Genomic DNA, 13,321 nt, shown 5'->3' with positions numbered 1-13,321 from the left:
GCCGCGCCACCCGCTCTCGCGGGGCGAGGAACTGGAGCTTGCCATGTCCCGTCACGTTACCTTCATGACCATCGACGATGCCGGGCACTATTCGCCCGAGCAGCGTGCCGCGATCGTCGCGGCCTATCCCGAGCATGAGCGCGAGGCCCGTGCGAAAGGCATCCCGGTGCTGGGCTCCGGCCGCATCTTCCCGGTGGCGGAGGAGTTGATCGCCTGCGAGCCGTTCCGGCTGCCGCGCTGGTGGCCGCGCATCGGCGCGCTCGATTTCGGCTGGGACCATCCTTCCGCCGCCGTCGAGCTCGCCTGGGACACCGAGGCCGATGTGGTCTACGTGACCAGCGCGAACCCGTGCGCCTGGCGACAACAGCGAACATCACCCTTTACGGCCTGCAGACGGTCGACGGCGTGCTGACGGAAGTCGGCGACCGCGTGCTGGTCAAGGACCAGGCCGACCAGACCCAGAACGGCATCTACACCGCGAGCGAGGGCCAGTGGTTTCGCGCCGCGGACGCCCGCACCGCGCGCACGATGCAAAAGGGCACGACCGTGCATGTGCAGGAGGGCGCCGTCTCGGCCGATCGCGTCTATGCTTTCGAGACGCTGGATCCGGTGGTCGGGGCCGACCCGATCACGCTCAGCTTCTATCTCTCGCAGGACACGCTCGGCGACGCCGTGAATGCCGCCAATGCCGCTGCAGCGAGCGCGGCAGCCGCGCTGACCTCCAAGAACACCGCCGCCGCCAGCGCCACCAACGCGGCGGGTTCGGCGACAGGGGCGGCCGGCTCGGCCACCGCCGCGTCCACTTCCGCCACCAATGCCGCGACCAGCGCCACCAATGCCGGCAATTCGGCGACGGCGGCGGCCGGTTCCGCTTCCACGGCAGCCGGTTCGGCAACCAGCGCCGGCGCATCGGCAAGTGCTGCCGCCGGATCGGCCTCCGCCGCTTCGACCTCGGCCACCGCCGCCTCCGGCTCCGCCGCCAATGCCGCGACCTCGGCCACCAACGCGGCGGCGAGCGCCGTCGCTGGCGCCAACGCGGTGGCGGCACTCGGCTATACCTTTTCCACCAGCACCGCCGACGCCGACCCCGGCAACGGCACGCTGCGGATAAACAATGCCAGCGCCGCTTCGGCCACAGCCGTCTATATCGACAACCTCGATTCCAGCGGCGCCACGGTGAGCGGCATTCTGGATACGTTCGACGATAGTACCAACACCATAAGAGGCCAGCTCACGCTGCGCTCCAAGGCGTCAGCCGCGATCGCCTATGCCTACAATGTCACCGGCTCGGTGGTGGACGGAACGGGCTATCGCAAACTGACGCTGGCCTATGTCAGCGGCGCCGGCACCTTGCCCACCACAGCCGACGGCATCTGGCTGATCTTCACCCGAGCCGGCGACAGGGGCGCGGATGGCACCGGCGCGGGCGACTTCACTGGCCCGGCCTCGTCGGCGGCGGACAACATCGTGACCTTCGCCGGCACGACGGGGAAGGCTGGCAAGGACAGTGGCGTGGCGGTGGGAAGCCTGGTCGCAGGGCCAGCCTCAGCCGCGACCGACAACATCGCCACGTTCAACGGGACGACAGGGAAGGTGGTGAAGGACAGCGGTGTGGCGGCGGGGAGCCTTGCGCCGAAGGCGAACCCTGCGCTTACAGGCACGCCCACAGCGCCGACGGCGGCTGCGGGCACCAACTCGACCCAGATCGCCACGACGGCCTATGTGGATGTGACCTTTGCGCCGAAGGCCAGCCCGACGTTTACCGGCACGCCGACAGCACCGACCGCGACGCCAGGCACCAACACCGCGCAGATCGCCACCACAGGATTTGTGAAGGCGGCCATCGATCTGGTGCTGGGGGGTGTCTCGGCAGCGTTCGATACGCTATCGGAGATTGCTACGGCGATGCTGCAGAAAGCAGCTGACAACCTCGGGATCACCGCCGGCTTTACCTCAACCTCAGTGAATGACGGCACCAAAGCCTCTGGCACCTACGCGCCATCCCCAATCGGCGGTAATCTGCGATACCTGACCAACGGCGGCGCCTTCACACTCGCCGCACCAACGCAGGCAGGCGACTTCTCGATGGTCGTTCAGATCATCAACAGCCCTACCGCTGGCGCGATAACCTTCACCGGGTTTGTGGTGACTCCTGGCGGGAACGCGCTGACAACCACAAGCGGCAGCAAGTTCAACCTCTACATCACGAAATTGAACGGTGCCGTCTCGGGCAGCATTGAGGCACTGCAATGATCCCATTCCTCAATCCACAGCGCATTTACAGGCCAATGCGCACCATCAAAGAGATGGTGACGGATGCCGGTTTGCTCGGCAACCTTGCTGTGTGTCTCGACCCCGGAGATAAGAATAGCTGGCCTGGTTCTGGGCAAACTGTCTTCGATGTCAGCAGCAACGGCCGAAACTTTACGTTGGGCACCAGCACGTCGGTGGGGGTCGACGATCCTACGTTTAATGGTATTGCCGGCAGCGAGAGTTCGAGCGAATACTTCTCGTCCGACGGCGGTGATGGCTTTCAAAAGGCCACCGCCAACGATACGTTCATGAATAGCCTTCATAAGGTCGGTTTTAACTGGACAATCATCTCAATCGAATTCTTTTCGGCGAGTTATGGAGCCGCTTTTACTACAAGATCGAGGGCCGTTAATGCTAACCACGACACAGGTCTTTCAACTTATACCGCTGCCGGTCAGCCATGGTTTCGAATGAGCAATGGAAGCGCCTCTATCTCGACCGCTCTCTTCACTGCGAGCACTCCAATTGCGTCAAATTTGATGCTGATGATTGGCGTCGGCGGCAAATACAATTCCAACACCAATCGGGACTTTAGTGCCTATGTTAACGGCACGTTCCAGATCCAGAACTTCACAGATAGTTTCGTTCCCACTGCGTCCGACGGTAGCACACAGGCGAAGTTCGGGTTGACTTCGGACAATAGCCTGTTCATGGGCAGTGGACGGCGTGTTCATGGTTTTCTAATGTTCAACAAGATGCTGTCGCAAGTAGAGTTCGATGCTCTCAGGGCATCCTTCCAGCGACGCTGGCCAACCATTTAGACGTGACGCTTGAACGCTATGAACATCCGCAGCGCCCAGGAAAGAGATGCCCAAGCTGTCACGGACATCGAAGCGGTCGCCTTCGAGACGGACTGGACGGGGTACGCAGGGCTGGAGAGCAGTATCTCCAATGGCGACGTTTTGGTCGCAGAGGTGGACGATAGAGTTGTTGGATTCTGCGTCATCTTGTGTCGTCAGGGGAAGTCAACAGCGAGCCTTAAGACGATCGCCGTCTCGCCTTCAGTGGCGGGGCGAGGTTTCGGAACCGCGCTGCTTAACGCAGCGGAGAAAGAAGTCTTTCTTCGTGGGTATCGGCTGCTACGCCTCGAAGTGCGTGCCGACAATCACCGGGCTATCAGGTTCTACCTGAGGGCCGGGTTCCGCCGCACTGGTTTCAAACCGAACTATTATGCCGATGGGATTGCGGCGATCCGCATGCACAAACGCATTGCTGGATGGGATTGGTTGCCTGGCCGAATATTGGAATGGATAACCTTCGCCATCGCCAGGACGCTTCATCGGCCACGTTGAAGACGCAGTTCAGGCTTTTGAAATTGGCTTTCTCCGGCGGACTGAGCGGCTTTCGACGGAAGTTCGTCCAGCCCGCAGCCCAGTAACGTCTCTACCTACAGGCCGGCAGACCCAACCGCGATCGCCAGCATTGCCTTACGGCAATTAAGGTTTTCCTAAGGCTCTAAATTCTCGGCGAGCACAATTCGTCGGCAAAGCCACCCCACCGCAACCGATCCCGAGGAGCCCCCCATGGACCGCAATTTCGCGCGTGCCCTTTCGCTCGTGCTCAAATCCGAAGGCGGTTGGTCGGACAACCCCGCGGACCCCGGCGGCGCCACCATGAAAGGTGTCACGCTCGCCAATTTCCGCCGCTACGTGAAAGCCGATGCCACCAAGGCTGAACTGCGCAGGATCTCAGATGACCAGGTCGCTGTGGTATACCGCCGTTTCTACTGGGATGCCGTGGCGGGCGCTCTGCTCCCCGATGGCGTCGACTACGCCGTCTTCGATTTCGCCGTGAACAGTGGGCCGGGCAGGGCAGTGAAATATCTTCAAGCCGTGCTCGGCGTTGTCCAGGACGGCCGCATCGGCCCGGCCACGCTCACCGCGGCGGGGGCAAGACCCGCCGGCGTCGTCATCGACGCGCTCTGCGATGCGCGGCTTGCCTTCCTCGAAAAGCTGCCGACCTGGCCGAGCTTCGGCCGGGGCTGGAGCGCGCGTGTCGCCTCGGTGCGCCGGCAGGCGCTGCTGATATCGGCCGCACCGCTGACGACGACGGTATCCGTGCCGCTGGCGCCAGCATCCGCCGATCAGATGGCGCCGACCGCACCACCGGCCGACCCAGGGCAGCATGCCAGCGCTGAGGCGCCGGCCGAGCCGCCCAAATCCGCATTGCCCACCAAGGCAGCCGGCATCCTCGCCTTGATCGCGCTGGCGCTCGGCTCGCTCATCGCCTGGGCCGCGCATCTTCCCTGCAATCTCTTCGGAGTGTTCTGCCAATGATCGCCGTCTTCATCCGTATCGCCCTGCGCTACAGCGCGGGCATGCTTGTCGCCCGGGGCCTTCTGGGCGCCGACGACGCCTCGGCGTTCTCCGCCGATCCCGACATCCAGATGGCGCTGGAAACCGGTCTCGGCCTTGTCATCGCCGGCGTGGCCGAGTGGTGGCATCTGCTCGCGCGCCGGTTCGGTTGGGAGCACTGACCGTGGAAAATCTGCAAAGTCTGCTCGCCGCCAGCATTGATGCTGTCAGGCCATATCTGATCGTGGGCGCCGCCTGTTTCGTCGCCGGCCTTGTCATCGGGGTGCTGCTATGAGCGCGCTGCTGGCATGGCTTCTCACCAATCCGACGATCCTGGCCATCGGCGCCGGCCTCATAGGCGCGCTCGGCTGGGGCTTTCACCAGCGCCTCGCGGGCGCAAGGGCCGAGCGCGGCAAGCAGGCAGAAGCAGAGGCCGCGGCCCGCAATATCGCCGACCAGGTCGACAACGACATCGGCGCCTTGCCGGCTGAAGCGGTCAGGAAGGAGCTGAAGTCATGGGCAAGGGATTAGTCCTCGCAACCACTGTCGCCGCGCTTGTCGGCTGCACGACGGCCAGGGGCGGTTTCTGCGCCGCCGCCGCGCCGATGCGCCTCTCCGCCAGGGCCGTCGAAACGCTGTCGGATCAGGAGGCGAGGGCGCTGCTCGCGCACAACCGCAAGGGCGAAAGGCTCTGTGGCTGGAGGCCGTGATGCATGACATTTTCGATCTTCTGGGCATCAAGGACCAGGTCGTGGCGGCGGGGCTCGCCGGCGGTGTGCTCAGGGCACTGTCGCGCCATCGCTACAAGTTGCGCGAGATGATTGCCTCGCCCATCTGCGGCGCCTTGGCCGCCGCCTATCTGACATTGCCCGCCGTCGCCTGGGTCCAGGCAAGCGGCCTGCCGATGCCGGACGCCGCCGACGACACCACCACGCTTGCCGCCGCCTTTCTGATCGGCGTCTCGGCCATGTGGATCTCGGACATCGTCTTCGAGGTGGTGATCCGACGGTTCAAGCCGACTTCGGATACCTGATCGTGCAGGTTCGAAGTCGCGGCCGGCATGTTTTCCGAGCCGCTGGAAGAACCCGACCACAACGCCTATCTATGGAGCAATCCAAAGGAGGTTTGACATGGCTTCTTCCACCGAGCGCGCAGTCCTTGCCGGCGGCTGTTTCTGGGGCATGCAGGATCTGATCCGGCGCTTGCCCGGCGTGGTTTCAACCCGGGTCGGCTACAGCGGCGGCGATGTCGCCAACGCGACCTATCGCAATCACGGCACTCACGCCGAGGCAATCGAAATCATCTTCGACCCGGCCAGGACAAGTTTCCGCACGCTGCTCGAATTCTTCTTCCAGATCCACGATCCGACAACGAAGAACCGCCAGGGCAACGACATCGGCATGAGCTATCGTTCGGCGATCTACTACACCAGCGACGAGCAGAAGCGGATCGCCGAGGACACGATCGCCGACGTCGACGCGTCCGGCCTGTGGCCCGGCAAGGTCGTCACCGAGCTTGCTCCGGTAGGCCCCTTCTGGGAAGCCGAGCCCGAGCATCAGGACTATCTGGAACGCTATCCCAACGGCTACACCTGCCATTTCGCGCGGCCGGGGTGGAAGCTTCCGGTCCGCCAAAAGGCTGCCGCCGCATCATAGATCGGCAGCGAGGCTATAGCATTTAGCCTTGCTCATCCGAGCAAAAAGCCCGCCATGCCGAAGAGGCATGGCGGGCTTTTTTGCGTTCAGGATGCTTCACGGAGCCAGGGCGGTTCAGACCTCTGATGGAAACGCTGAACCGCTCCAGGTATCGATCCAGGCAAATTCCGCGCGGAAAACCGCGGCGCGCTTCCCCCGAATTGCCTTGGGCGGCTCAGCCCTTGGCGCGGCGGCTTTCATGTTCGTGGCTGCCGATCCAGTGGGCACGGATGCGGTCGCTGGCCTCGAGATAAGCCATGTCGATGAGATAGGTCAGGAGTTTTTCGCCGTCGGCTTCGGCCTTCTGGCGAAGTTCTCGCAATATCCCCTGCGCAAACTGCAGGTTTTCCATTTTGCTAGGCTGGTCCATGGGTGCCCCCCAAATGTCTGCGCGATAAGTCTGGATCACTATGCTTGCATGAAAGTTGTGGCGTCGTGCGCGGTGTAGCTGCACTCGGTTGCACTGACGCCGGGCCAACGAACCTGTTGGACATTGTGCGGAAATGTCGATATTTTACGCGCCCAATCGGATAGCGACCATGAACGAAGACGAGGGCAGCACTCCTGACAAGTTGCAAGCCATGCTTGACGTGATTGCCAGGAGCGAGCCCTCGGTCGAGAACGGGCAAGTCGATTTCGGCCGGTTGAAAGCCGATGCGGTCCGGGCAGCCGGGGTGCTGATCGAATTTTACGGCGATGCGGCGCTTGAGCGCGCCAGGCTCATCGAGCACCGATCGCCCCAATCGCATTTCGCGCGCATGGTCACGGCTGAGGTCGGCAGACGCGGCAAGCGAAGCTGACCCGCGAACGATCGGCGAAAGCTGCCTCAGGACGATCTTCGCCTCCTCAGCCTTCCGTCAAGCCGTTGCTCGACCTCTTCCTCGACGTTGTCCAGAAGATAGGACAATATGTCGTGTCCGATCGATCGCGCGATGTCCTTGGCCTGTTCGACGTGATTGTGGATCTCGCGCAGCGACTGTTCCTCGCAGATGGCATCCTTCGTCAGATCGACGAACCACCCAGGATAGAGTGCTGCCTCGCCTACGCCATCTACGTAACATTGGCCGACGGCCAGGATCTTGCGCAGCCCCATCTTTTCCGACCGGACCCTGTAGACTTCCCTGAAGCCCGATTTGCGTTCTATTGCCCTGCGGATCGCCAATCGGACCCTGGGCCGGTCATCCACATCGATGCTTTGCATGCACCGTTCCAGTGATGCGCCATGCGAGAATTCGTCGAGTGTCAGCCCGAAATAATCTGAAAGGTTGGCGTCGCCATAGACGCGGTCACGCTTGACGTCCCAGGTCCAGAACCCGTCAATCGGTGGATACCGCATATGCATGTTTCGGCCGTGCTCAGGCGCCGACGTCATGAAAACCGCCCCGTCCGGTTTCAAGATTCGACCGCACTATGTAGCAAAAAATGAAAGAAACAAAGGTGGCCTTTTGTACAAGGTCTGAAATCATAAGGCTTACTGTCTATGGCAATTCCGGCATCGTATTTTGATACAACCAGAAGGGAAATTGTCTAAAAAATTTCTTAAGCTTAAAGAATTTTCACGCCGATATTGCAATTGCAGCCTGACAATTGATGTGATGAACACAGGGGCCGAGAGGAGAAGCAAACCAAAAGGTTGTATTAGGAAAAGGCGTGGCTAAAAATTCTCGCGTTCCGCCAAGCCGGTAAAGCTCCATGTATGCTGCTGCCTGAAACGCGCAGGTCACGACTCATAGCGAAATGCTATCGGCGGTCGACTAACCGGCAAACCTACCGGTGGTTGAAAAGAGACGGAGTTTTGGAGAAACGCTTGGCATCTCAATCGGCAGCCGGCCATTTCCAAGTGGCGCTGGAGGGGTCCCTGGACTGCAGGTCATTGCCGTTCAGACTTAAGTCCGCCGGCAGCACCACCTAGGCCGACCTTTGCTGCGGCCCCGGGGTCGATTTCATCGCCGGCAACCGAATCAACGGCGACCCGGTCATGCTCGAACTGATGCGCCGCGGGGAGGGGCTGCAGCCAGGATTCGCGCCGTCCGATCCAGAGCTCGTAGTCCGGCACCAGCCCTTCAGTCGGCGCGACGTCAAGACTGCCGATCGTGACCTCGACTTCGTCTTCGCCGACGAACGGAACGCGGCTTCCGCAGGTAGGGCAAAAACTTCGAGCGCCATAGGTGCTGGTGATCCCGTTGGTTTCGAACGCTTGAAGCGGCCATACGGCATAGGCATGGAAAGCCGATCCGCTTGTCTTGCGGCAATCCTTGCAGTGGCAGAGGCCGACCCGGCGTGGCTCGCCGGCCACGCTGAACTGCACGCCGCCGCACAGGCAACTGCCGGTGCGCGCGATTTCAGGCATTGCCGTTCCTCCCGCTGTTACACGCAGAATCAAGTCGCGGCCGGCCAGTCCTGCTGCTGGCTCCTACAACCCGCATGAGGTTGCTATGGTTCCGCACGGGATCGCAAGAGGCGGCTATCGGTCGGGAAGGTCGACCGGCTCCTCGCACCGATAGACGCGGCACTCGCCGTCCTTGGCGGGAACGGTCGTCGATATTGGCACTTCCGGCCAGTCGCACTCATTGCCGAATTGCCGCACGAAGCGGTCATAAGTGTCCGGACCGGTGGTCAAAACCACCGCATGGTCGCTTTTGATCAGCGCCTGCGTCTGCGCGCAAGTCATGGCGCGCGTATCCGGCCGGGCGTGGGCGGCGTTTGCGGCGCAGAGCAGCGTGGACGCGCTCAACAAGTTGCCGGCGAGGAATGCGATCGACAGGGTTCTCATGGACACCAGGCTTTGGGGTTTTCCGTGCCGAATATGGACCGCGGCTAAAAGACCGCAAGATATTTGAGCGTGATGACGTTGATCCGCGCGATCCGCCGCGCGCGGCACTCGGTCAGGGCCCAATAGCATCGCCCGGAGCCGAGTGGAACATGCGCGCCCCTTGCGAGTTGATTTCGTGATGAAAAGCGCCGGGTTGCGCTTCAGAGAGAGGAAGAGAACATGGGTCTCGGCACAATTCTTATCATCATTCTCATTCTGGCCTTGCTTGGCGGTTTCAGCGGCTTGGGCGGCGGGCCGTTCTACGGCACGGGCTATTATGGCGGCGGCGGTCTCGGGTTGGTTCTTGTCATCGTCATTATTCTGGTCGTGCTCGGACGGATCTGAGAACGGCCAGAGCAGTCAGGCCGGACAAATCAAGCCAGCGCGTCCCTGAGTTTCGCCGCCAATTGTTCCAGCGTGAACGGCTTGGCGATGAAATGCACATCGTGGTCGAGCACGCCATTGTGCACGACGGCGTTGCGCGTGAAGCCGGTCATGAACACCACTTTCAGGGAGAGGGATTGCCTGCGCGCCTGTTCGGCGAGTTGCCGGCCATTCATGCCCGGCATCACGATATCCGTCAGCATCAGCGCGATAGCGGCGTTCTCACCGAGTTTTTGTAAGGCTTCATCACCGCCCGCGGCTTCGATGACGGTATAGCCGAGCTCCAGCAAGGCAGCGGCCGTCGAAGCGCGCACGCGGGCATCGTCCTCGACGAGCAGCACGGTTTCGGTTGCCGGAACATCGCTCCTACTGCCGGCCTTCACCGGCTGCGCCGCTTCCTCCGGCCCGGTGAAGCGCGGAAGATAGATCTTGATTGTCGTGCCTTCGCCGGGCTCCGAATAGATTTTGACGTGTCCGCCGGATTGCTTGACGAAACCGAACACCTGGCTGAGTCCGAGCCCTGTTCCCTTGGCTGCGGGCTTGGTGGTGAAGAATGGCTCGAAAGCCTTGGCCATGATGTCCGCCGGCATGCCCGTGCCGGTATCCGTCACCGCGATCATGACATACTGACCGGCCTTCACTTGGGGATGCGCCGCCGCATAGGCCTCGTCGAGATGGCAGTTGGCGGTCTCGATGGTGAGCTTGCCCTCTTCATCCATGGCGTCGCGCGCGTTGACCGCCAGGTTGATGATCGCGTTCTCGAGCTGGGTCGGGTCGGCATGCGTCTTCCAAAGCCCGCCCGCCAGCACCGTTTCGATCTCGATCGCATGGCCGAGCGTGCGCCGCAAAAGGTCCGACATGCCGGTGACAAGGCGATTGGCATCGATGATCTGCGGCGCTAGCGGCTGCTGCCTGGAAAAGGCAAGCAGCCTGGCGGTGAGGTTGGCGGCGCGTGCCGCGGCATCTGCCGCCGCCTCGACGAAGCTCAGCACGTCGTGCTCGCCGCGAGCGAGCTTGCGCTGCGCGAGGTTCATGGCACTAGTGATGACGGCCAGCATATTGTTGAAATCATGCGCGATGCCGCCCGTGAGCTGACCCACCGCCTCCATCTTTTGCGCCTGGCGAAGCTGCGACTCCGCCTTCTCACGCGTTTCGATCTCGTTGCGCAGCGCCGTATTCTTGGCGCTCAATGCGTCCTGCGCGGCGGCCACCTCCCGGAAGCGGCGGCTGGATTGGCGAATCGTGTAGATGCCGAGCAGCAAGATGCCCAGCAGCGCCGCGAACGAGCCGACGCGCAGCCAGCCTTCGATCTGTTCCATCCGCTCGGCACGGGCAGCGAGGCTCGCGCCGTCGATGCGCCGGATTGCATCGATGTTGGCGCGGATCTGGTCCATGTCCAGCTTGCCCCTGCCGCCGCGCACGATGTCCAGCGCTTTCGCCGTGTTGCCCGTGTCGTAGAGCCTGATCGTCTCAGCGAGCTCCGCTTGCTCGTGGGCAAGCGCGTCCTTGATGCCGACCACCTGTTGCGCCCGATCGCTGCCGACCGGAAACTTCTCATCGACGCGCTTGAGCAGTGCCGGCAGCGCCTCGACCGCATGCTGATACGGCAGGAGACAACTCTTCTCGCCTGTAAGTAGATAGCCCCGCTGGCCGGTTTCGGCGTCTTGAGCCAGCGAAAGCAGGCTCGACAGCAATTGCTGGGTTTCGATCGCTTCGCGGCTGGCGTTGCGGTCGGCGATCTGCGCTTCGGCGAGAATGGCGCGAGCGGTTATGATCAGCGCGACAACGGCAAAGCCGGCAAGAAGCGGAAGCGCTTGCCATCGCAGGGCGCGTCGCAGTCGGACGATCATTGCTTTGCAGTGGCCTGCGGAAAATCGTGTAATTCGCCAAGTGGTAGGCGCCGGTGAAGCGCAAGGCAATAGCCAACTCCAAGGGACATGGATCGCAACAGCCCGGCGGACCTGGCTATGTCAAACTTTAATGACGGCCGCCTTGAGCGAATGCCAGAGTAAAGGATTCCGCTTTGGCGACGCTGTGATCTATTGGCGGCCGTCGGGTACCGTTAGCTGCCGCGCCCGCTGCATTCGAGACAGGCGATGCTATGTCCTGGGCAGTTAAGCCGGTGCGTGCCCTCCGGGCAGCAATGGCCGTTCGAGCTCAGCCAGCGCGCGCAAACGAAAACTTTTTTGGCCCCGTGACAGCGGGGGCATTCCTGCGGACGCATCAGTTCCTCCCGCGATGGGACGCGACGTTCCGCTTCAACGACCGTGTTCATCCGTTTAGTCCCCAACGCCTGGATTATCGGTCAGATATGTTAATTCACTGTTCTTTACATTAGGGTTTATGAATGTGAAAGCCATGAAAGCGTCATCACGCTTTGGTGCGCTTGCACACTTTCCCTTTCCGACGCCGTTGCTAAATGTGAGGCCGCCCGTCCTCCGGCTGATTCCGGCGGACAGGGCAGGCAACGGGAAACCTTCTTGCGATGACATGGACCGGCGCGGGCGCGCTTTTAATCCTCGTGCTTACCTATGCCGGTGTCGCGGTCGGCCGCATTCCCGGGCTGCGCCTCGACCGCGCCGGGATCGCGCTGCTCGGCGGTGCCGCCATGATCGCCATCGGCGCGATCGGCATCGAGGATGCCTACAAGGCCATCAATTTCGACACCATCACGCTGCTGCTCGGCATGATGATCGTGGTCGCGCATCTGAAGGTTTCGGGCGCGTTTCGTGCACTTGGCGGCTTTGCTATCGAACACGCCCATGCGCCCTTCATGCTTCTGGTCATGGTGACGCTGTTGACCGGCGTGCTCTCGGCCTTCCTGGTCAATGACGCGATCTGCCTGGTGATGGCGCCGATCGTCGTCCATGTCACCCGCGTCATCAACCGCAATCCGGTGCCTTACCTCATTGCCACCTGCACGGCCTCGAACTGCGGCAGCGTCGCCACCATCACCGGCAATCCGCAGAACATGGTGATCGGCGCGCTGTCCGGCATTTCCTATCCGGCTTTCACGCTGGCGCTGGCGCCGGTGGCCCTGTTCGGTCTGCTCTGCGTCATCGTAATCATACGCATCGTCTACCGCGCCGAATTCTCCCGCCCCGCCGAACTCAGCCCGGAAGTGTATCGAGGCCGCATGCTGCCCGGACAGGTGCTGAAGGCCACCATCGTCTGCGTGCTGCTGGCGCTCGCTTTCTTCGCCGGCGTTCCCGTCGCCAAGGCGGCGCTGATTGCCGGCGCTTTCCTGCTGGTCACCCGGGCAATCAAGCCTCGGCGCATCTATCGCGAGATCGATGGGCCGCTGCTCTTCATGTTCGCCGGCCTGTTCGTGGTGGTGGCGGGAGCCGAGCGCACGCTGCTCACGCCCGACATGATCGCCTGGGCGAAGAACATCGGCCTCGACGATGTCTGGCGGCTTTCCGGCTTCACCGCGGTGCTTTCCAATGTCATGAGCAATGTGCCGGCGGTGCTGGCGTTGCGCCCCTTCATTCCCGGGCTGGAGAACCCGGAGCGCGCCTGGCTGGTCGTGGCGATGAGCTCGACACTGGCCGGCAATTTCACGCTGCTCGGCTCGGTCGCCAACCTGATCGTCGCCGAGCAGGCGAAGGCTGCCGGCAAGGAGCTTTCCTTCTCCGCCTTCTTCAAGGTTGGCCTGCCGCTGACGCTGGTGACGCTTCTCGCCGGCACCGCCTGGCTGGCGTTCACCTTCTAGCCGCCGAGCTTCCTCAAGCTCGAAGATATTCTGCGCAAAGTCATCGAAACGATTGCGCAAACGTTTCGATCTCTCTATGGTTCGTTCAGATCCGCCGGAGAGCGGACGGGAA

18 protein-coding genes are annotated in these 13,321 nt (G+C 62.1%); 13 read left to right on the top strand and 5 right to left on the bottom strand.

The annotated features are described in order from the left end of the window. Positions 1–43 precede the first annotated feature (43 nt). The 10 genes from EN852_RS30775 (at position 44) to msrA (ending at position 6,262) form a co-directional block, all read left to right on the top strand. Positions 44–412 (top strand): terminase family protein, encoded by a 369-nt coding sequence (locus tag EN852_RS30775; RefSeq protein ID WP_246694460.1) that lies wholly within the window; start codon positions 44–46, stop codon positions 410–412. Next, on the top strand, positions 349–2,253 hold the full coding sequence (locus EN852_RS30770) for a hypothetical protein (RefSeq protein WP_127879681.1): 1,905 nt from the start codon (positions 349–351) through the stop codon (positions 2,251–2,253). The genes EN852_RS30775 and EN852_RS30770 overlap by 64 nt, the downstream gene beginning before the upstream one ends. Then, a complete protein-coding gene (locus EN852_RS30765) occupies positions 2,250–3,074 on the top strand; it encodes a hypothetical protein (RefSeq protein WP_127865365.1) in 825 nt (274 codons plus the stop codon). The genes EN852_RS30770 and EN852_RS30765 overlap by 4 nt, the downstream gene beginning before the upstream one ends. 18 nt (positions 3,075–3,092) lie before the next feature. Then, on the top strand, positions 3,093–3,605 hold the full coding sequence (locus EN852_RS30760) for a GNAT family N-acetyltransferase (RefSeq protein ID WP_135879557.1): 513 nt from the start codon (positions 3,093–3,095) through the stop codon (positions 3,603–3,605). Positions 3,606–3,836: 231 nt separating this feature from the next. Beyond that, positions 3,837–4,589 (top strand): glycosyl hydrolase 108 family protein, encoded by a 753-nt coding sequence (locus EN852_RS30755; RefSeq protein ID WP_127879677.1) that lies wholly within the window; start codon positions 3,837–3,839, stop codon positions 4,587–4,589. Further along, positions 4,586–4,789, top strand: coding sequence for a hypothetical protein (locus EN852_RS30750; RefSeq protein ID WP_127877128.1), 204 nt, complete (start codon positions 4,586–4,588; stop codon positions 4,787–4,789). The genes EN852_RS30755 and EN852_RS30750 overlap by 4 nt, the downstream gene beginning before the upstream one ends. Positions 4,790–4,898: 109 nt before the next feature. Continuing rightward, entirely contained in the window at positions 4,899–5,138 is a 240-nt protein-coding gene (locus tag EN852_RS30745; protein ID WP_127865368.1) for an ABC transporter permease, read from the top strand. Continuing rightward, complete coding sequence (locus EN852_RS30740; RefSeq protein ID WP_127879675.1) at positions 5,123–5,317, top strand: hypothetical protein; 195 nt, start codon at positions 5,123–5,125, stop codon at positions 5,315–5,317. Before EN852_RS30745 ends, EN852_RS30740 begins: the two co-directional genes overlap by 16 nt. Next, entirely contained in the window at positions 5,317–5,640 is a 324-nt protein-coding gene (locus EN852_RS30735) for a hypothetical protein (RefSeq protein ID WP_127879673.1), read from the top strand. The genes EN852_RS30740 and EN852_RS30735 overlap by 1 nt, the downstream gene beginning before the upstream one ends. A 97-nt stretch (positions 5,641–5,737) precedes the next feature. Beyond that, positions 5,738–6,262 (top strand): peptide-methionine (S)-S-oxide reductase MsrA, encoded by a 525-nt coding sequence (gene msrA / locus EN852_RS30730; RefSeq protein ID WP_127865371.1) that lies wholly within the window; start codon positions 5,738–5,740, stop codon positions 6,260–6,262. A 214-nt stretch (positions 6,263–6,476) separates the two neighbouring features. Here the strand turns inward: msrA and EN852_RS30725 are convergent, their stop codons facing one another. Next, positions 6,477–6,671 carry a hypothetical protein gene (locus tag EN852_RS30725; protein WP_127865372.1) on the bottom strand — a complete coding sequence of 65 codons (195 nt, stop codon included), beginning with the start codon at positions 6,669–6,671 and terminating at the stop codon, positions 6,477–6,479. A 169-nt stretch (positions 6,672–6,840) separates the two neighbouring features. Between EN852_RS30725 and EN852_RS30720 the strand changes: the two genes are divergently transcribed. After that, positions 6,841–7,101, top strand: a complete 261-nt coding sequence (locus tag EN852_RS30720) for a hypothetical protein (RefSeq protein ID WP_127865373.1) — start codon at positions 6,841–6,843, stop codon at positions 7,099–7,101. A gap of 26 nt (positions 7,102–7,127) precedes the next feature. On the opposite strand, the gene EN852_RS30715 is transcribed toward EN852_RS30720, so the two are convergent. From EN852_RS30715 to EN852_RS30705, 3 genes are all read right to left on the bottom strand, one after another. Beyond that, the gene (locus EN852_RS30715) at positions 7,128–7,637 is read right to left on the bottom strand and encodes a PAS domain-containing protein (protein WP_127879671.1); all 510 of its coding nucleotides are present in this window, start codon (positions 7,635–7,637) and stop codon (positions 7,128–7,130) included. Positions 7,638–8,171: 534 nt separating this feature from the next. Further along, the gene (locus EN852_RS30710) at positions 8,172–8,651 is read right to left on the bottom strand and encodes a GFA family protein (RefSeq protein ID WP_127879669.1); all 480 of its coding nucleotides are present in this window, start codon (positions 8,649–8,651) and stop codon (positions 8,172–8,174) included. 114 nt (positions 8,652–8,765) lie between these two features. Then, complete coding sequence (locus EN852_RS30705) at positions 8,766–9,074, bottom strand: hypothetical protein (protein ID WP_127879733.1); 309 nt, start codon at positions 9,072–9,074, stop codon at positions 8,766–8,768. Between the two features lie 219 nt (positions 9,075–9,293). On the opposite strand from EN852_RS30705, the gene EN852_RS30700 reads away from it, so the two are divergent. Then, positions 9,294–9,458, top strand: coding sequence for a DUF3309 family protein (locus tag EN852_RS30700; protein ID WP_082048942.1), 165 nt, complete (start codon positions 9,294–9,296; stop codon positions 9,456–9,458). Between the two features lie 29 nt (positions 9,459–9,487). On the opposite strand, the gene EN852_RS30695 is transcribed toward EN852_RS30700, so the two are convergent. Continuing rightward, positions 9,488–11,347, bottom strand: coding sequence for a CHASE3 domain-containing protein (locus EN852_RS30695; protein ID WP_246694459.1), 1,860 nt, complete (start codon positions 11,345–11,347; stop codon positions 9,488–9,490). A 635-nt stretch (positions 11,348–11,982) separates the two neighbouring features. Between EN852_RS30695 and EN852_RS30690 the strand changes: the two genes are divergently transcribed. Continuing rightward, positions 11,983–13,209 (top strand): anion transporter, encoded by a 1,227-nt coding sequence (locus tag EN852_RS30690; protein WP_127877130.1) that lies wholly within the window; start codon positions 11,983–11,985, stop codon positions 13,207–13,209. The last annotated feature ends 112 nt before the right edge of the window (positions 13,210–13,321 follow it).

Source organism: Mesorhizobium sp. M2E.F.Ca.ET.209.01.1.1 (assembly GCF_004010375.2).
Classification (GTDB): domain Bacteria; phylum Pseudomonadota; class Alphaproteobacteria; order Rhizobiales; family Rhizobiaceae; genus Mesorhizobium.
Note: the sequence above shows the minus strand (reverse complement) of the source record. Positions and strands in the feature narration are given on the sequence as shown.